The sequence below is a fragment of the Polyangium sp. 15x6 genome (genome assembly GCF_029960785.1).
Classification (GTDB): Bacteria; Myxococcota_A; Polyangia; order Polyangiales; family Polyangiaceae; genus Polyangium.
The window spans coordinates 18,625-35,146 of sequence record NZ_JASBQE010000087.1; the positions used below are offsets into that span (position 1 = coordinate 18,625).

The 16,522-nt window shown below is 70.5% G+C and carries 14 protein-coding genes; 8 read left to right on the top strand and 6 right to left on the bottom strand.

Annotation, left to right across the window (positions count from 1 at the left end):
• Positions 1-25: 25 nt before the first annotated feature.
• On the bottom strand, positions 26-1,792 hold the full coding sequence (locus QHF83_RS40410) for an AarF/UbiB family protein (protein ID WP_282423422.1): 1,767 nt from the start codon (positions 1,790-1,792) through the stop codon (positions 26-28).
• A 9-nt stretch (positions 1,793-1,801) separates the two neighbouring features.
• Complete coding sequence (locus QHF83_RS40415) at positions 1,802-2,944, bottom strand: serine hydrolase domain-containing protein (RefSeq protein ID WP_282423423.1); 1,143 nt, start codon at positions 2,942-2,944, stop codon at positions 1,802-1,804.
• A gap of 147 nt (positions 2,945-3,091) precedes the next feature.
• Between QHF83_RS40415 and QHF83_RS40420 the strand changes: the two genes are divergently transcribed.
• Both QHF83_RS40420 and QHF83_RS40425 read left to right on the top strand, forming a co-directional pair.
• Positions 3,092-4,312 carry a type II secretion system F family protein gene (locus QHF83_RS40420; protein WP_282423424.1) on the top strand — a complete coding sequence of 407 codons (1,221 nt, stop codon included), beginning with the start codon at positions 3,092-3,094 and terminating at the stop codon, positions 4,310-4,312.
• On the top strand, positions 4,312-5,619 hold the full coding sequence (locus QHF83_RS40425) for an ATP-binding protein (RefSeq protein ID WP_282423425.1): 1,308 nt from the start codon (positions 4,312-4,314) through the stop codon (positions 5,617-5,619). Before QHF83_RS40420 ends, QHF83_RS40425 begins: the two co-directional genes overlap by 1 nt.
• A gap of 4 nt (positions 5,620-5,623) precedes the next feature.
• On the opposite strand, the gene QHF83_RS40430 is transcribed toward QHF83_RS40425, so the two are convergent.
• A complete protein-coding gene (locus QHF83_RS40430; RefSeq protein ID WP_282423426.1) occupies positions 5,624-5,875 on the bottom strand; it encodes a hypothetical protein in 252 nt (83 codons plus the stop codon).
• 197 nt (positions 5,876-6,072) lie between these two features.
• Between QHF83_RS40430 and QHF83_RS40435 the strand changes: the two genes are divergently transcribed.
• The 3 genes from QHF83_RS40435 to QHF83_RS40445 all read left to right on the top strand — a co-directional run bounded on the left by QHF83_RS40435 (position 6,073) and on the right by QHF83_RS40445 (position 10,459).
• Positions 6,073-6,669, top strand: a complete 597-nt coding sequence (locus QHF83_RS40435; RefSeq protein ID WP_282423427.1) for an ABC transporter substrate-binding protein — start codon at positions 6,073-6,075, stop codon at positions 6,667-6,669.
• A 123-nt stretch (positions 6,670-6,792) separates the two neighbouring features.
• A complete protein-coding gene (locus QHF83_RS40440) occupies positions 6,793-9,135 on the top strand; it encodes a hypothetical protein (RefSeq protein WP_282423428.1) in 2,343 nt (780 codons plus the stop codon).
• Positions 9,136-9,223: 88 nt separating this feature from the next.
• The gene (locus QHF83_RS40445) at positions 9,224-10,459 is read left to right on the top strand and encodes an aspartate kinase (RefSeq protein WP_282423429.1); all 1,236 of its coding nucleotides are present in this window, start codon (positions 9,224-9,226) and stop codon (positions 10,457-10,459) included.
• A gap of 10 nt (positions 10,460-10,469) precedes the next feature.
• Here QHF83_RS40445 and QHF83_RS40450 read toward each other — a convergent pair whose 3' ends face one another.
• Positions 10,470-12,011: a hypothetical protein gene (locus tag QHF83_RS40450; protein WP_282423430.1), complete on the bottom strand. Its 1,542-nt coding sequence runs from the start codon at positions 12,009-12,011 to the stop codon at positions 10,470-10,472.
• 290 nt (positions 12,012-12,301) lie between these two features.
• Between QHF83_RS40450 and QHF83_RS40455 the strand changes: the two genes are divergently transcribed.
• The 3 genes from QHF83_RS40455 to QHF83_RS40465 are packed head-to-tail and all read left to right on the top strand — an operon-like array spanning position 12,302 to position 13,702.
• Positions 12,302-12,526: a DUF4911 domain-containing protein gene (locus QHF83_RS40455; RefSeq protein WP_282423431.1), complete on the top strand. Its 225-nt coding sequence runs from the start codon at positions 12,302-12,304 to the stop codon at positions 12,524-12,526.
• Positions 12,523-13,167 (top strand): hypothetical protein, encoded by a 645-nt coding sequence (locus QHF83_RS40460; RefSeq protein WP_282423432.1) that lies wholly within the window; start codon positions 12,523-12,525, stop codon positions 13,165-13,167. The genes QHF83_RS40455 and QHF83_RS40460 overlap by 4 nt, the downstream gene beginning before the upstream one ends.
• A complete protein-coding gene (locus QHF83_RS40465; protein WP_282423433.1) occupies positions 13,154-13,702 on the top strand; it encodes a TlpA family protein disulfide reductase in 549 nt (182 codons plus the stop codon). Before QHF83_RS40460 ends, QHF83_RS40465 begins: the two co-directional genes overlap by 14 nt.
• Here the strand turns inward: QHF83_RS40465 and QHF83_RS40470 are convergent.
• Together QHF83_RS40470 and QHF83_RS40475 are read right to left on the bottom strand one after the other, a co-directional pair.
• Complete coding sequence (locus tag QHF83_RS40470) at positions 13,699-14,523, bottom strand: PhnD/SsuA/transferrin family substrate-binding protein (RefSeq protein ID WP_282423434.1); 825 nt, start codon at positions 14,521-14,523, stop codon at positions 13,699-13,701. The two genes, QHF83_RS40465 and QHF83_RS40470, sit on opposite strands and share 4 nt — an antisense overlap.
• Positions 14,524-14,580: 57 nt before the next feature.
• The gene (locus tag QHF83_RS40475) at positions 14,581-16,503 is read right to left on the bottom strand and encodes a 2-hydroxyglutaryl-CoA dehydratase (protein ID WP_282423435.1); all 1,923 of its coding nucleotides are present in this window, start codon (positions 16,501-16,503) and stop codon (positions 14,581-14,583) included.
• Positions 16,504-16,522: the final 19 nt, after the last annotated feature.

Below are 16,522 nucleotides of genomic sequence, written 5' to 3' on the forward strand. Positions count from 1 at the left end.
GTCAACCGGGGAAAGCGCGAAGTCTCTACTTCGCCCGCGCGAACAGGATGCTGCCGAGGAGGAGCACGCCCGCGCCCGCGGCGCCGTAGAGGCAGTAGCGGGCGAGGTGCGCCTGGCCAGCGAGGTGGAGCTGCAACGCGGCGAAGCCCGAGGCGATGCCGATCGCCGTGTAAATGAGCTGGCGGATCCCGGTGTAGACGAGCTGGGCCGCGCTCGGCAGGCCTTTTACGCGAAGCTCGAACTCGCCGCGGTTCGCGCGGTTCAGGTACTTGCGAAGGTCCTCGGGGATCGTGATGGCCTTGAGGGCCATGTCCTTCGCCGCCTCGACCGCGATCTGCGCCCAGTCGCGATTGCCGAGCACGAAGTCCTGCAGGTACGGCCGGATGACCTCCATCGGCGAGAGCTCGGGATCGAGCTGCGTGCAGAGCCCCGTGAGCAGGAGGATCGTGCGCTCGAGCAGGACCCAGTCGCGCGGGATGTGGAAGGCGCCCGAGAGCTCCTTCAGGCCGATGTTCATCTTGCGCAGATCGACCAGGCTCTCGATGCCCTTCTGCGGATCGAGCTTGATGTCCTTGAGGTTGAAGCTGTCGATCTTCACCTCGTCCTGGAAGCGCTGGTGGAAGAACTCGATGACCTTCTCGCTCACGTCGGGCGAGTCCGTGCGCGAGAGGAAGCCCATCTTGCGCATGGCCTTGATGAGCTGCTCGGTGTCCCTCCGGATCACGCCCTCCAGGAACTCGGGGATGCCCTCGCGCATCTGCGGCGAGAGCTCCGCGACGGCGCCGAAATCGAGCAGGATGAGCGCGCCGTCGTCACCGACCAGCATGTTCCCGGGATGCGGATCGGCGTGGTAGACGCCGTCGATGAAGATCTGCTGGCAGAAGACCTGGACGACCTTGCGGGCGAGGGCCTTGCGGTCGATGCCGCGCGCGTCGAGCGCGGCGATGTCGCCGATCTTCACGCCGGGCACGAAGTCCGTGGTCATCACGCGGCTCGTGCAGTAGCCCTCGATCGGGCGCGGGAAGCGCACCGTGGGATCGCGGAGGAAGTTGTCGGCGATGCGCGTGATGTTCCGCGCCTCGCTCTGGAAATCGAGCTCCTCCAGGATCATCGAGCGGACCTGGTGGTAGTAGGCGTCCAGGCCCTGCACGGGGACGAAGATGCTGACGATCTGCATGATGCGGCGGATCGTGGTGAGATCGAGCCGCACGATCTCGTCGATGTCGCGGTGCTGCACCTTCACCGCGACGTGCGCGCCGTTCTTGAGCCACGCCTCGTGCACCTGGCCGAGCGAGGCGCTCGCGAGCGGCTCCTCGCAGAAGCGATCGAAGAGGTCTTCGACGGGCTTGCCGAGCTCGCGCTCGATGCGATCGGCGATCTCGCGGTACGGCCGCGGCGGGACCTGATCCTGCAGCGCTTCCAGGCCCGAGCGGAACTGCGCGGGCAGGAAGTTCGCCATGATGCTGAGGAGCTGCCCGACCTTGATGAACAGGCCCTGGAGGTCGACGATCGTGGAGAGCACGCGGCGCGCGTTGCGCCCGTGCACGTCGGCCATGCGCGCGTCGAGCCACGTCTGGCCGAACCAGCGCCCGAGGAAGAAGAACCAGAGGTAGCTGCCGAGGACGACGAAGGTCGTGTAGTAGGCGCGGATGAAGCGGTAGCTCTGCCGTCCCTTCGGCCTCATGCCGCGCGGCCCTGCGCCACGCTTCGCGGGTTTCGAAGGCGCCTTCGCCGCGGGCGCGATGATGCTCGCGCGCGGTTGTTCCTGGAGCGACGGGGCGCCTTGCGACACGGGGCGAGCTTATCCCGCGGCTCGCGAGGCCTCCACCATCGCGTCGAACATGGCGTCGTAGGCGGCCGGCCGGGCGCGCCGGATCGAGAGCGCGGTGCGCGTCGGGTGGACCCGGTTCGTGAGCAAAACGCCGACGAAACCCGCGTCCGGATCGATCCACAGGCTCGTGCCCGTGAAGCCGAGGTGGCCGAAGGTCCGCGGCCCGAGCCGCGCGCCGGAGCTCGGATCGTCGCCGCTGCGCTGATCGAAGCCCGCGAGAAGCGAACCGCCCGGGCGAGGCCGGACGAGCGGCTCGAGATCGTCGGGCTCGAGAAAGTCCCGGCGGTCGCCGGAGAGCGCTTCGAACACGGCGATCCCGAGCTGCGCGACCGATCGCGCATCCCCGAAGAGCCCCGCGTGCCCCGCGGACGCATGCCCCACGAGCGCCCAGGCGTTCTCGTCGTGCACCACGCCCCGCACGAGGCCGTGGCGGAACGGGACGATTTCCGTCGGCGCGACGCGCGCATCGAACGAAGGGTTTTTCGCGCGAAGAATGCGCGCGGACCCGATGTCGAGATCGAGCGGCCCCGTGACCTCGCGCGTCACGAGCGCGTCGAGAGCGAGTCCGCTCCGCCCCGCGAGCGCCGCGCCGAGCAGCACGTATCCGAGGTCGCTGTAAACCGGCGGAAATCCATCGGGCGGCGGATCCCCGGTGCAGTCTTCACGCCTCGCGTCGGCGGCCATGACGAGCGCGGCTTCGACGTCGACTGGCTCGCCGCGCACGAGCGGCCCGTAGAGCGATCCGTGCGCGTCGAGGCCCGCGCGATGCGCCGAGAGGAGGTCGAGCGAGACATGCGCGGAGCGCGTCGTTGCAAGCGCCGGCACGAGATCGGCGAGCGGCTCCGAGCGAGCGAGCGAAGAACGGCGAGCGAGCCGGGCCATCACGAGCGCGGTGATCGGCTTCGTCACCGAGGCCAGGTCGAAGGGCGTATCGAGATCGGCGCGAGGCGCGCCCTCCTCGAACGAGAGCATGCCTGCCGCGCCGGCGCCGTGGATCCAGCCCGAGCTCGTTCGCTTCGCGGCGGCGACCACGGCGCACGGCGCGGCGCGGTGATCTTCGACGACGAGGCGCGCGGCGGCCGTGAGGTCGATGGCGGGAGCGGGGTTCTTCACGGCGGTGAGGAGCGCCGAGCGTAACCCCCAAGCGTCGGGAGCGGGAGGGGTGTCAACGATGTCGCGGTTCGATCAAACGTGCCGCGGCTTTGACCCCGAGCGCGCTCGCCCCTTATCCTGGTAGGCCGGGGAGTCGAGCAAGAAACCATGGCCGTGTTTGCATGGGAGGCCCGTGCCAGGACCGGAGAGGTCCGCAAGGGCGTGATGGATGCGGAGAACGAGGCCGCCGTGCAGACCCGCCTGCGCGGCTTGCAGCTCAACCCGACGAAGATCACGCAGAAGCGAAAAGGCCTCGATCTCAAGAACGTCACGTTCGGCTCCGGCGTCAGCTCGCAGGACCTCGTCAAGTTCACGCGCCAGTTCGCGACGATGATCGACGCGGGCCTGCCGCTCGTGCAGTGCCTCGACATCCTCGCGAACCAGGAGCCGAACCCCAGGTTCCAGATCGCGCTGCGCGACATCAAGAACAGCGTCGAGCAGGGCGCGACGTTCAGTGACTCGCTGCGCCGGCACCCGAGGATCTTCGACGAGCTCTTCGTGAACCTCGTCCAGGCCGGCGAGGTGGGCGGCATCCTCGACACGATCATGAACCGCCTCGCGGGCTACATCGAGAAGCGCGCGAAGCTCGCGCGACAAGTGCGCGGCGCGATGGCGTACCCGGTGGCCGTCATCATCATCATGATCGTGGTCATCGTCGTGCTGATGACCTTCGTGATCCCGGCCTTCGAGGGCATGTTCGCCGAGTTCGGCGCGAAGGACGCGCTGCCGGGCCTCACGAAGGCGGTCATCGCGACCTCGCGCGCGTTCGTCAGCGCGTTGCCCTTCACGATCGTCGGCTCCATCGGCCTCGTGTTCGGCGGGATCCAGTTTTACAAGAACCCGAAGGGCAAACGCATGGTGCACAGGCTCCTGCTGAAGCTGCCGATCTTCGGGCCGGTGATGCAGAAGATCGCGGTCGCGCGGTTCACGCGGACGCTCGGCACCTTGCTCGGCTCGGGCGTGCCGATCCTCGACGCGCTCGACATCGTGGCGAAGACCGCGGGCAACGTGATCATCGAGGAGGGCCTCGTCTACGCGCGGGCCAAGATCTCCGAGGGCAGGAACATGGCCGAGCCGCTCGAGGAGATCAAAGTCTTCCCCGGCATGGTCGTGCAGATGGTGGCCGTCGGCGAGCAGACCGGCGCGCTCGACACGATGCTGAACAAGATCGCCGATTTTTACGAGGAAGAGGTCGACGTCGCGGTCTCGGCGTTGACCTCGCTGCTCGAGCCTCTGCTCATGGTCATCGTCGGCGTGGTCGTCGGGGTGGTGCTCATCTCGATGTACCTCCCGATCTTCAGCCTGGCAGGCAACATCAAGGGCGAGTGATGAAGCTCGGCCTCCGCGACGGCGCCGAGAACTCGTTCGCGGTCCGCTTCGCGTGGCTCACGGGTCTGCGCCTGATCGTCCTCACGATCGTGCTGATCGTGATGACCACGATCTACCTCGGCGGCATCGGCACGCGCGCGGATTCGAGCCGGATCGCGATGCTCACGTTCGCCGTCGCGTTCGCGCTCACGGGCGTCTACGCCGCGGTGCTGCGGATCGGCAAAGGTTTGCCGCTGCTCGCGTACGGGCAGATGCTCGTCGATCAGGTCGCGTGGTCGATGATCGTCTACGTCTCCGGCGGCGCGACGAGCGGCGCGACCTCGCTCTACGGCTTCACGTGCCTCTGCGGCGCGATCCTGCTCGGCCTCCGCGGCGCGCTCATCGGCCTGATCGCGGGGGCCTCGTCGTACGCGCTGATCTGCATGCTTCTGGTGCAGGGCTACCTGAAGCCGCCGCCGGATCAGCCGCTCGAAGCGTACGCGACGGACTGGTCGGAGGTCGCGTTCCCGCTCGTCTTGAACCTGCTCGCGATGTGCGTGGTCGCGCTGCTCGGGAGTTACCTCGCCGAGCGCCTGCGCGAAACGGGCGGCCGTCTCGTCGTGGCGACGGCGCGCGCCGAGCAGGCGGAGCGGCTCGCGGCGCTCGGTCGGCTCGCGGCGGGGCTCGCGCACGAGATCCGCAATCCGCTCGGATCGATCGTGGCCTCCATCGAGCTCTTGCGAACGGGCGGATCGCTCGATCCCGAGGATGAAGCGCTCTGCGCGATCATCGAGCGGGAGACGACGCGCCTGAACGAGCTCGTGACCGACATGCTCGACGTCTCGCGCCCGCGCGCGCCCTCGAAGGCGCCGATGGATCTCGCCGCGACGGCGCGCGACGTGGTGGTGCTGGCCGGGAAATCGGGCCGCGGCCGCGACGTCCTCTTGCGCTTCGTGGGGCCGGATTCGCTGCCGATCGTGGCTGACACGGCGCAGATGCGGCAGGTCGTGTGGAACCTCCTGCGCAACGCGATCCAGGCGAGCTCCGCCGGCGCGGAGGTCGTCGTGCGTGTCGAGGCGGACGCGGGCGGCGCGGTCGTGCTCGCGGTGGAGGACCGGGGCGTGGGGATCCCGCCGGAGGCGCGCGAGCGGCTCTTCGACGCGTTCTTCACGACGCGATCGCAGGGCATGGGCATCGGCCTCGCGGTGGTGAAGCGGATCCTCGACGATCACGGTTTCGCGATCGAGGTCGAGAGCGAGCCGGGGAAGGGCACGACGTTCCGCGTGCGGATCCCGCTCGCGAAGGAGCTCGCGCTCGCGTCGAGCTAGGGGATCAGGGCATCTCGAAGGGCGCGGCCGGCGGCTCGATCCGGAGCGAAGCGTCCGGGAGCAGCACGATCGAGGACGCGTCGAGGAGCAGGATGGGCTCGTGCGGGCCGGCGTCGGGCGTTTCGGAGGCTCCCTGGCCGCGGGGCGCGGGCGGCGCCTCCGGGGGCGAGAACCCGCGCGACGCGAGCCAGCCGAGGCCGAAGAAGCCGATCGCGCCAGCGAGGGCCGCTGCGAGGAGGAGCGGGCGGCGCTTCATGGCCCGATGGTGCCCCGCGAGCGACAGAGGCGCCACGCGTGTCGTGGCCGCCCGTTCACAGGGCCTGCACAGGGGTTCGGAATCGGCTAGATCCGGAGCGTGGCACGGAAGGTGAATAAACGCGGGATATGGACGTCTGCCTGCAGTTCCGCGGCGCCCGGGCGGCGAGAGGCGGTAGAGGCAGGAGGAGCTGGAACGTGAAACGAACGAACTTTGTCGGCGCGTTGGTCTTGTCGTTCGCCGTGTCGCTCGCGGGCGCCGCGGGCCTCGCGCATGCCGGAGCGGCGACGGACGTGGTCAAGGCCAAGCAGACGGCCTTGTTCGATCTCCTCAAGAAGCCCTCGAACGACGCGAAGGTCAGCGCGATGTTCGACGAGCTGCTCGATTATCAGGCGCTCGCGGAGGCCTCGCTCGGATCGGAGTGGGCGGCCCGGACGGACGCCGAAAAGGCCGAGTTCAGCGAGCTCTTGAAGCAGCTCGTCCGCAAGTCGTACGAGCGAAACCTCAAGAAGACGCTCGATTTCAACATCGAGTACACGGCCGAAGAGAAGAAGGGCGACGCGATCGTGGTGAAGACGCGCGCCGTGTCGAAGAAGGACGCGCGCAGCGAGCCGGTCGAGATCGCCTACGTGATGGCCGAGAAAAACGGCGCCTGGCGCGTGAAGGACATCATCACGGACGACGTGAGCCTGGTGGGGAGCTACCGCTCCCAGTTCACCAAGATCGTCAAGAAAGACGGCTTCCCGGCGCTCATCAAGAAGATGAAGGACAAGCTCGCGAAGGGCGACGTCTGAAGCAGCTTCCGGCATGAACACGCGGCCCTCGGGCGAATGAGCCCGGGGGCCGTTTGCCTTTCGAACACCCTGTCGGCTCGGGAAATTCGCGGTACGGCGCGCCTCTTTGGTAGGCTAGGGCGCGTGGCTTTTGGTGTCGGGCCAGGAGGGCGAGCGCGCCCCTTCGGACGCGCTGAGCCGCTCCGCGTCCCGACGACGACGGGGAGCAGCGGCGCGGAGGCGAAGCCTCGCCCGACGGATCGGCCGATCCTGCTGCTCTCGGTGCAACGAGGGACGCTCTCGATCGAGCTCGATGCGCCGTTCGCCGTAGGGCCGCTCGTCGCGACCGAGCTCGCGATCGCGCTGCCGAGCGTGCGTTTTCCGGTGGATCTCACGGGCGGCGTGACGCGGTTCCGGCATCGACGTGGTGTGCTCGGGCGGCTCGCCGTGTCGGCGAGGACCGAAGATCTCGCGGCGTTCGCGGCGCCGCGCGCGCGGGGTGTGCTCGGGGAAGGGACGCCCGAGATCGGGATCGTCGCGACGGAGGTGGGGCTCCGCGTGGGGATGCGGCTCGGACGCGCGGCGCTCGCGTTCGATGTGGTGATCGCGCCGAACGAGCGCGACGTGCGGCTCGTGCCCGAGCGCGCGCGTGGCATGGGCCTCGGGGCGCCGCCGCATGTGCTCGCGCTGCGTGCGCTCGCCGAGGTTTGTCGGCCGTTCGGGCGCCTCGCAGGCAGCGCGGTGATCCTGCCCGATGCCGTGGCCTCGCTCGTGAGGCACGTGATGCCGGCGGCTGGAGCGCGCGCGCCGTCGGTGCATGGCGCGCGGTGGGAAGCGCCGGACGTGGAGGAGATGAGTTTGTCCCTGCGCGCCGATGCCACCGCGTCGCCGCCAGCGCTGCCGGCCGCGGCGATCCGCGCGATCGAGCAAGCCGAGCTCACGGCGGACGCGGACGCGATCGCGGCGTCCGGCGACCTCGAAGAGGCGCGCAGGCGGTACTTGCTCGCGCTGGAGCGCGCGCCGCGGCACCCCGAGATTTCTGCGCGGATCGCCTGGATCGACGTCGCGGAGGGCGAACGAGCCGAGGCCGCGCTCTCGACGCTGGTCGACGCGATTCCGGCGATCGACGCGGGTCTGCTCGGCGGTGCGCTGCTCGCGGCGATCGGCGATGAAGGCGGGGCGATCGCAGCGTACGCGCGCGCCGCGCACGCCGAGGCGTTCGGGCCGCTCGCGGCGCTCGTGTGGCTCGAGGTCGCGCGGATCTCGTCGGAGCTCGCGACGCGGCTCGACGCGCTGGATCAAGCCGTCGTGCGCTCGCCGAGCCTGGAGGACGCGCGCTGGGCGCGGCTCGAGGCCCGGCTCGACGTGGGAGACGCGCAAGGCGCGCAGGCCGACGCCGAGCACCTCGAAGCCGGGGCCCGCGGGCCCGAGGCGCGGCATCGCATCTGGAGCCGCGCGGCCGATGCGTTCCTGTCGCGCGGATACGTGGCGGAGGCGCGCGTGCTGTTCGAGCGGGCGCTCCGGTATGCGCCCGATAGCCCTGAAGCCGCGCTCGGGCTCGCGTTGTCGCTCCGCGCGGCAGGGGAGGGCCGGCGTGCTCTGGATCTGCTCGCGCGTGCCGCGTCGCTCGCCGCGCGCGCGGGGCGCACGTTGCCGTCGGTCGAGATCGAGCTCGCGCGTGCGCTCGTCGAGCATGCGTCCGATCGTCCCGCGGCGATCGCGCGGGTCCGCGCGATCCCGCCCGGGCTCGCGCAGACGGCGGAGGCGCGCGCGCTCGAAGGTCGCTGGCGCGCCGAGCTCGGGGATCTCGCGGGCGCCTCGCTCGCGCTCGCGCGGCTGCGCGACGCGGCGGAGGCGGTTTCTCCGGACGATCCGGATCGCGCCGCGGCCGTGGCCGCGATGCTCGTCGAAGCCGCCGACATCGAGGAGAACGCGCGTGGGGATCTGCGCGCCGCGCAGCGCCACCTCGGCGTCGCGATCCGCCTGCGCCCGCGTGATCGCCAGATCGGCGCCGCTTTCCGTCGGATCTCGACCGAGCTCGGCCGCGCTGCGCCCGCGCCTCCGCCCCAGGCCGCGCCTCCGCCTGTCCCTGCCGAGGAGATCGCGCCGTCCGATCGCGCGCCTTCCTTCACGCCTCCCGCGCCGTCGGTGGAGTCCGCTCGCTCGATCGACGAGGCTCCCACGAACGAGGAAGACGACGAGAACGACGAGATCCTCGTCGAGCGCCTCACCGACAAGCTCCGCGCGAACCCGCGCGATCACGAGGTCGCGCTCCGCCTCGCCGACGCGCTCGCGCGCCTCGGCCGTGATCTCGAGCTCTTCGCGCTGCTCTCGGCGCGCATCGAGGAGGGCGGCGAGGAGGTCCGGCGCGAGCTCTGGCCGCGCAGGCGCGCGGTGCTCGAGCGGCTCGCGGAGACGGCGCGGGCCGAGGGGCGGCCCTCGGAGGCGGAGCTCTACGAAATGATGGCGGCGAGCGAGGAGGACTAGCCTCGCCGCGTGTTTGCCCCTTCCGTTGCACCCGTGCTAGCGGTCGAGGAAGGCGCGCTCGCGTGCCCTCTTCTCTCCGAGGTACCTCGTGCAAGGCAGTGAGTCGAACGGAAGGCGGCGTCCGGTCATCGTCCAGAAGTACGGCGGCTCCTCGGTGGCCGACGTCGAGAAGCTCGGGCGGGTGGCCGATCGTGTCGTCGCCGCGAAGCGCGCGGGCAACGACGTCGTCGTCGTCGTGAGCGCGATGGGCAAGACGACCGACGGGCTGCTCTCGCTCGCGCGGCAGGTCGCGAGCCAGGCCGGAGGCGCCGCGGATCCGCCGCGCCGCGAGCTCGACATGCTCCTCTCCACCGGCGAGCGCGTCTCCATGGCCCTGCTCTCGATCGCGATCCAGGCGCGTGGCGAGGCCGCGATCTCCTTCACCGGCTCGCAGTCCGGCATCCTCACGAACGACCGCCACTTCGACGCGCGGATCATCGAGGTCCGGCCGCACCGCATCGAGGACGAGCTCGCGCGCGGGCAGATCGTGATCATCGCCGGCTACCAGGGCATGAGCTACCGGCGCGAGATCACGACCCTCGGCCGCGGCGGCTCCGACACCACGGCCGTCGCGCTCGCCGCCGCGCTCGAGGCCGAGCGGTGCGAGATCTACAGCGACGTCGACGGGGTCTACTCGGCCGATCCGCGCGTCGTGCCGGACGCGCAGCACCTGCCCGAGCTCGATCACGCCATGCTGCAGGAGATGGCCGAGTGCGGCGCGAAGGTCGTCTGCGCGCAGGCCGTCGAGTGGGCGCGCCGCGCGAACATCGCGATCTACGCGCGCTCGACCTTCGACGCGGACGACTTTGGCGCGCGCCAGACCGTGGTGCGCAAGTTCGGCCCGCGCGAGGATCTCCGCGCCCGCGCGGTCGTCGGCGAAGGCAACGTCGCCCTCGGGAGCTTGCCCGACGTGTCGAAGCTCGACGATCTGCTCCGTGTCGCCGGCGAGGCGAAGGTGCCCTTGAAGGACCTCGCGGTGAACGAGCGCGGCGCGAGCTTCGTGGTCTCGCTGCTCAACGTGCCCGACTGGCGCGGCGCCAAGCAGCGGCTCACGGGCGCGTTACCGTCGCTCGCGCTCGTGGAGGACGTCGCCGTCGTCAGCGTCGTCGGCGATGGCCTGGCCGCGACGACCGAGCCCCTCGCGCGGCTCCTCGCCGCGCTCCGCGGCGTCTCCGCGACTCCGAGCGCCCTCACCGCGACGCCGCTCCGGCTCAGCGCCGTCGTCCCCGCGAGCGCCCTCGCCGAGGCGCAGCGCGCCCTGCACCGCGCCTTCGTCGAGAGCTGATCCCCCGCTGTCAGTGCGGCCGCGCCGGACCGAGCGCGACGAGGCCGAGACGGCTCGCGATCCAGACGACCTCGCGCGAGCCGTCCCACGCGATCGACGCCTCGCCGAGGCCCGTCCCATCCTGCCCGCGTAGCTCCGCGACCCGCGACACGTCGCCGTCTTCGCCCACGCGCACCACGTACGACGTCGCGTCGCCCGGGGGCGCCATCAGCGCGTAGAGCGGCGCATCCTCCTCGTCGCCCGCGAAGCACGCCCCGATCACGTCGTGCAGATCGATCGACTCGAACGAATGCGCGCCGTCGTTCGACAAGAGCAGCCCACGCGGCGACACGATCGCCACGCGCCTCCCCGCCGCCGCGACGGCGAGGCCCGACCTCGGATCGCCCACGGCGAGCTCGGCCGCCGGGCCCTCGAGGGGCGCCTTTTGCCAGGCCTCGTCATCGCCGCGAAGCCTCTCGATCGCCGCGCCTTCGGGGCGCGTCGCCAGCACCACGAGCGTCCCACCCGCTGCTTTGATCGCTCGCACCCCGCCTTCCCGCGCGAGCACCGGCGTCCCTTCACGCTCCGTCATCGACCAGAGCGAGCCCTCGTGCAGGATCCAGATTCGCCCCGGCGTCGCCGCGAGCTCCACGGAGCTCTTGCCCGATCGGAACCCTGCGACCGGCGTCGCCGACGCGCATCCATCGCGGCTCACGAGCAGCCCCCCGCGGGCCGACGCCACCACCGTCACCTCGTCCGTCGCGACGACCGCCGTGCTCGGCGTATCGAGCCCCGTCTGCCGCGCCGCGTGCGCGCCCTCGTCCACCACGAGCACCACGTCCCCTGCGGCGAGCACGCGCCCTCCGCACACCGTCACCGCGGTGCACGGCACGGGCGCGCCGGCGCCCTCGAGCACCACGAACCGGCTCGGCGCCCACGGCGGCACTTTTCCGCGCGCCGCCTCTTCGAGCAGCTCGTCCGCGAGCGCCTCGTCGTCCGCCTCGTCGTTCGCGCTCTCGTCGAGCTCTGGCAGCGCCGACTCGTCGACGTCGTTCTCCGCGTTCTCGCCCGTCCCTTCCGCGCCGCCGTCGTCCTGCGTCGCGTCGAGCTCCACATCCGACGCGTCGTCGTCGCCGAACGTGTTCTCGTCCCGATCCTCGTCGAGCGCGCTCTCCTCTCCGTCGAGCGTCGCCAGATCCTCGTCGAGCGACCCGACGTCGACGCCCTCCTCGGCGTCGTCCCCGGAGGCCGCGTCCGCGTCGTCGCTCACGTCGAGCCCCACGTCGAGATCCTGGGCGTTTGCGTCGTCGAGCGGATCTCCGCCGTCGTCGCGCAGATCCGGAAGCGCGTCGTCGAAGCTGCCGTCGTCGACGTCGTCGTCCCCGGCGCCCGGGTCCGTGTCGAGCGGCGGCAGGTCCATGTCGTCGTCCTCTTCCTCGGTTTTCCGCGGCGCGCGGGCCGGCGCCCCGAATGCGAGCACGAGCCCGGGTTCGTCCTCCCTCCCGGGCGCCCCCTTCAGGCTCTGCGGAGCGCAAGCAACTTCGGCAACCCGATCGTCTTTCCCGTACGACATGGCGGCACGAATCTAGCGCCTTTGCCCCGACGAGCACGGCGCGAGCGTTGCTTCCTCGGCTGGAAAGGCCGTCCGGACATGGCACGCGTGGAGGGTCGTACCCGTGCTGGATCCCGGCGTCGCGCAGTGCTTACCTGTTTCGTCCCATGCCCCCGTCCGACACGGCGCATCACGCCGATGGCGCCTGCACGCCTCACGCCGACCGAGCGCCGTCCTCCGCGCGAAGCCCTGGCCACGGAGGCCCTGCACGGAGGCGACGCGCGCTCCCGATCCCCGAGGCCTCGGCGGGCATGCTCGTGCGTCGCGTCGACGTCCGCCCCGCGGATGTCGTTTTTCTCAAGGGCATCCTCGAAGCGAGCGAGGGCCTCGGCACCATTTTCGCCGAGCGAGGCGGCGAGCTCGTCGTCGCCGCGCCGCCCGACCGCGAAAAAGAGCTCCTCGAGCTGCTCGACGACCTCGCGCGGGAGATCGACGCCCGCGTCCATCCCGAGGCCTCTGCCGGGAGCGATCGATGAACGAGCCGCGGGAGCCCGGAAACCCCGAGCCTCGTATCCTCGCGGCCTGGCGCGAGTGGCTCGGCGCGCTCGCCAACGACGCCGACGCCGCCCTCGCCGCGGCCGACGTCTATGCTGACCTCGCGCCCGAAGCCCGCGACGCCTGGCTCGACGCGCTCGCCGAGGACGCGCCTGAGCTGTCCGTTCCCCTCGTCGCCCTCTACGCCCCGCTCCTCGCCGTCGAGGCGGATCCCGAGCGCCGCGCGCGCATGGAGGAGGCCATCGTCCTCGGCGACACCTCGGCGTGGCGCGGCCGGCCCATCCGCTCCCTCTCGGGCATGGCGCCCGGCGGCGCGCGCGTCGTCGCGCTCGTCCAGCCCGTCTACCTCCGCTTCGTCCGCGTCCTCTGGTGCCGCTACTTGCCCGACGAAGGCTTCTTCTGGGCCCGGCACGACTCCCTCCTCAGCGAGGGCGACGCCCCTCGCAACGGCGCCGTCGTCGACGGCGTCTTGCTCGAGACCACGCCGCTCACCCCGGTCGTCGAGGAACTCGCGCATGCGATCCTCGCCCATCGCCGTCGCGGCGGCGAGCTGCCCGCGTCCTTGCGCGAGTTCGCCGACCTCTTCGACGCCGACTTCGAGGCGATCGATGATCCGCGCTAGACACGCGTTGCTCCTCGCCTTGCTCGCGGCCCCGGTCGCGTGCTCGTCCACGCCTGCGCCCGACGCGCCCACGCAGCCGCTCGTGCGTGGCCCGCGCATCGCCTTCTCGTACGAGACGCTCGACGGCGGCGTGTTGTCGACGGACACCGTCGCGGGTCGCTTCACCGTGATCGGGTTCGTCGCGACGTACGACCCCTCGTCCCACGCGCAGGCCCGCTTCCTCTCGACCCTCGTCAAGCGGCACGTCCCGCGCATCAACGCCGGCCTCGTCGTCCTCGAACCGCCGCACCACAAGCTGCTCGTCGAGTCCTTCGCGAAGGTCGTCGAGCCGCCGTATCCGGTCGCCATGGCCGACGAGGCCACGATCGCGGGCACGGGGCCGTTCCAGGGCCTCCACCACGTCCCGAGCGTCGTCATCCTCGATCCCCAGGGCCGCGAAGTCTTCCGCAACTTCGGCCTCGCGACGGCGGACGCCCTCGACGAGGCCCTGCGCACGCTGGAGCAAGGCAAGATCCCGCAGACGAACGCGCGCTAGACCTCGGGCTCCTGCTTGGCGATGAGCTTCGCCAGCGGATCCAGGTGCTCGCTCAGCGCCACGACGAACCCCTCCGCGCCGAAGAGCGTTCGCGCGGCCCGACCGAGCTCGTTGTCTCCGCTGCCCACGAGCTCCCGCTGCACCTTGCGCATCGTCGACACCGGCACGCGCACGCTCGCGGCCATCACATCGGACGGGATCGGCCCCGCGCACGTGATCACGTGCACCTCCGCCGCGCCCCATCCGGCACGCACCACGCGCTCGCCGCGCGGATGGCTCGGATCCGGCTCCACGTGCACGAACGTCGCGCCCACGTCCGCGTCGCCCCGGAGCACCGCGCGCGCCACCTCGCCGTGCGAACCAAAGAAGAGATTCTCGCGGAAGGCGCGATCGAGGTCCACGCCGATCGAGCGCAGGTGCGCCCGCAGCACGATGTACCCGGCGGCGCTCTGCCGATCGACCCACGCCGCGCGCAGCCCCTGGAGATCGCTGATCTCGCGCAGCGGCGAGCTCATCGGCGAATACAGCGCCGTCCTGTACGACGACGCCCCGTTCCGCACGGGCAGCACGATCGGCACGACGCGCGCGCGGCTCGTCGCGCGCATCGCCACGAGCGGCGGCAGCCAGCCGAGATCGACCTCGCCCGTCTCCAGGGCTTCGAGCAGCGTGTTGTAGTTCCAGCCTCCGAGGCCGTGCACCTCGAAGCCCGTCGCCTCCGACAGTGCTTTGCAGAACGCGGTGAGCGACGCGCGTGACCCCTCTGGATCCGACGTGAGCACGACGCCCACGGAGAGGGCCGTCTTCTCTGCTTCCGGAGCCATGCCCCCACGGTCGCAGGGGGTCACGCGGTGGTCAAGACGGGAGGAACGAGCGGCCTGTCACTCCGCGGCGATCGGCTCGTATGTCGTGCGAATCTCGGGGTTGTTCTCGAACACGGCCTTGCCCATGAGCTGCTGCAAGAGCGGACGGAAGCGCTCCATGGCCTTGCCGCGCACGATGTCGCGGAGGACGAGCGCGTCCTCGCGGGCCTTCGCGATCGTCTCGGGATCCGTCGCCTTCCGGTAGACCTCGGCGATCGTCCCGGGCGCGTTCACGGCCGCGCCGCGCAGCACCTCGGCCGCGTGCTTGGCCTTGTCGAGCGCGCGCTCCGCGGCCGACTTCTTGATGAGCGGCGCCACCACGTAGACCAGGTTTGCCGCCGTCCCCGCGACGCGGTGGGGCGGGTAGTAGAGCGCGCTCTTGTACTTCGGGTTCGCGTCGAGGAACGCGCGCACCTCTTCGATCGTCACGCCTTCCTCGGCGAGCACGCGCTCGAGCTCCTGCTCGGCCGCGATCCGCGCCTTGAACATGTACATCTGGATGCGCGAGTAGAAGTTTGCCGCGCCGTCGCCGCTCGTCTCGACCGCGCAGAAGATCGTGCCCGGGTACTTCCCGGTGATCAGCGACTGCACGCCGTCCGAGACGCCGGACGAGGGCATGCATCCGAACGGCTTCACGCTCACCGTGATGTGCGCCTTCGCGCGCACCGTGTTCACGATCAGCTTGCCGACCTCCATGTGCCCTTCGCCGCCGCGGAGATCGTTCGAGTAGTAGTCCTCGGCCACCTTCGCGACGAGGTCCATGTCCGGCAGGTGATAGTCGTGCAGGCCGATCGGCTGCGCGAACGCCTGGAAGCCAACCTTCAGCGCCGCCTCCGCGAGCCGCATCGTGGCGATGCGCTTCGCCACGTCGAACTCGCCCTGGTGGTCCTTGAGGCCCATCGTCCCCTCGTCCACGCCGCGCAGCACCTGGCGATCCTGCGTGTCGTGCCGGACCTCCCACACGTTGTAGAGCAGCCACGCCGTCGTGAGCTGAATGTCGTTCTCGGCGCCCTCGCTCTCGAGGAACTTCTGGAGCTGGTAGTTGCCGTCGCCCTCCGTCGTCATCGCCCAGAACTCGCCGATGATCGACGCCTTCGCGCGCACCCGCAGCCGGTCGACCTCGATCGCCTCGAAGAGCTTGCGGCACTTGTAGAGCGCGACGAACACGTTCGTCTGGTCGTGCAGCGCCTTGTAGATGGTGCGCTTGGCCTCCTCGAGCGCCTTGTTCGTCGCGCCCGGCACGACCTCGTAGGGCCGGATGCGGTAGCCGAGCGCGTTCAGCACGTCGCCGCACACGATGCCCTTCACGATGCCTACGAAGAACGCGGGGTTCATGTCGATGCCCACGTCGTCGCCCGTCGCTTGCGACAGGCCCCCGGTCTGCTGGAACAGCATCACCCGGAAGCCGTCGAAGCCCGCGTCGCGCAGCGCCTTGCGGTACTCCGTCACGTACATCCCGAAGCGGCAGGGCCCGCACGCGCCGGCCGTCAGGAACACGTAGTTCTTGACGACCTCCTCGCTGGTCAAACCCTTCTCCTCGCGGAGCTTGATCAGGTAGTTCACCAGGTTGCCGACGGTGAAGTACGTCGGGTTGCACTGCCCGCGGTTGCCGAACTCCTTGCCGACCTGCAGGCCTTCCTGGTCCGGACAGCCGATGTTCTTGATCTTGTAGCCGAGGCCGCCGAGCGCGCCTTCCACGAGGAAGTCCTGCGCCGCCGTCAGGCCCGAGATCAGGAGCGTCACGTTCTCGCGCTCGGCCCGCTTCACCTGGGGGTTCAACATCGAGTCGACCCACTGCTTGCGCTCGGCCTTGATGCCGAGGCGCTCGCGCTCCGCCTCTTCGAATGCGCGGAGCTCGGCCTCGAGGGCCTCGTCGACCACGGACTGCTTCGCGCCGCCGTTCATGATCGGCAGCCGCGTCCTTTGCACTTCAGTTTCCATCGATTCCTCCCTGATTCCT

What these genes read in the sequence shown, in the direction of transcription:
- QHF83_RS40420 (WP_282423424.1), top strand. Translation starts at nt 3,092, where the DNA reads ATGGCCGTGTTTGCATGGGAGGCCCGTGCCAGGACCGGAGAGGTCCGC.
- QHF83_RS40425 (WP_282423425.1), top strand. Translation starts at nt 4,312, where the DNA reads ATGAAGCTCGGCCTCCGCGACGGCGCCGAGAACTCGTTCGCGGTCCGC.
- QHF83_RS40430 (WP_282423426.1), bottom strand. Translation starts at nt 5,875, where the DNA reads ATGAAGCGCCGCCCGCTCCTCCTCGCAGCGGCCCTCGCTGGCGCGATC.
- QHF83_RS40450 (WP_282423430.1), bottom strand. Translation starts at nt 12,011, where the DNA reads ATGTCGTACGGGAAAGACGATCGGGTTGCCGAAGTTGCTTGCGCTCCG.
- QHF83_RS40455 (WP_282423431.1), top strand. Translation starts at nt 12,302, where the DNA reads ATGCTCGTGCGTCGCGTCGACGTCCGCCCCGCGGATGTCGTTTTTCTC.
- QHF83_RS40460 (WP_282423432.1), top strand. Translation starts at nt 12,523, where the DNA reads ATGAACGAGCCGCGGGAGCCCGGAAACCCCGAGCCTCGTATCCTCGCG.
- QHF83_RS40465 (WP_282423433.1), top strand. Translation starts at nt 13,154, where the DNA reads ATGATCCGCGCTAGACACGCGTTGCTCCTCGCCTTGCTCGCGGCCCCG.
- QHF83_RS40470 (WP_282423434.1), bottom strand. Translation starts at nt 14,523, where the DNA reads ATGGCTCCGGAAGCAGAGAAGACGGCCCTCTCCGTGGGCGTCGTGCTC.
- QHF83_RS40475 (WP_282423435.1), bottom strand. Translation starts at nt 16,503, where the DNA reads ATGGAAACTGAAGTGCAAAGGACGCGGCTGCCGATCATGAACGGCGGC.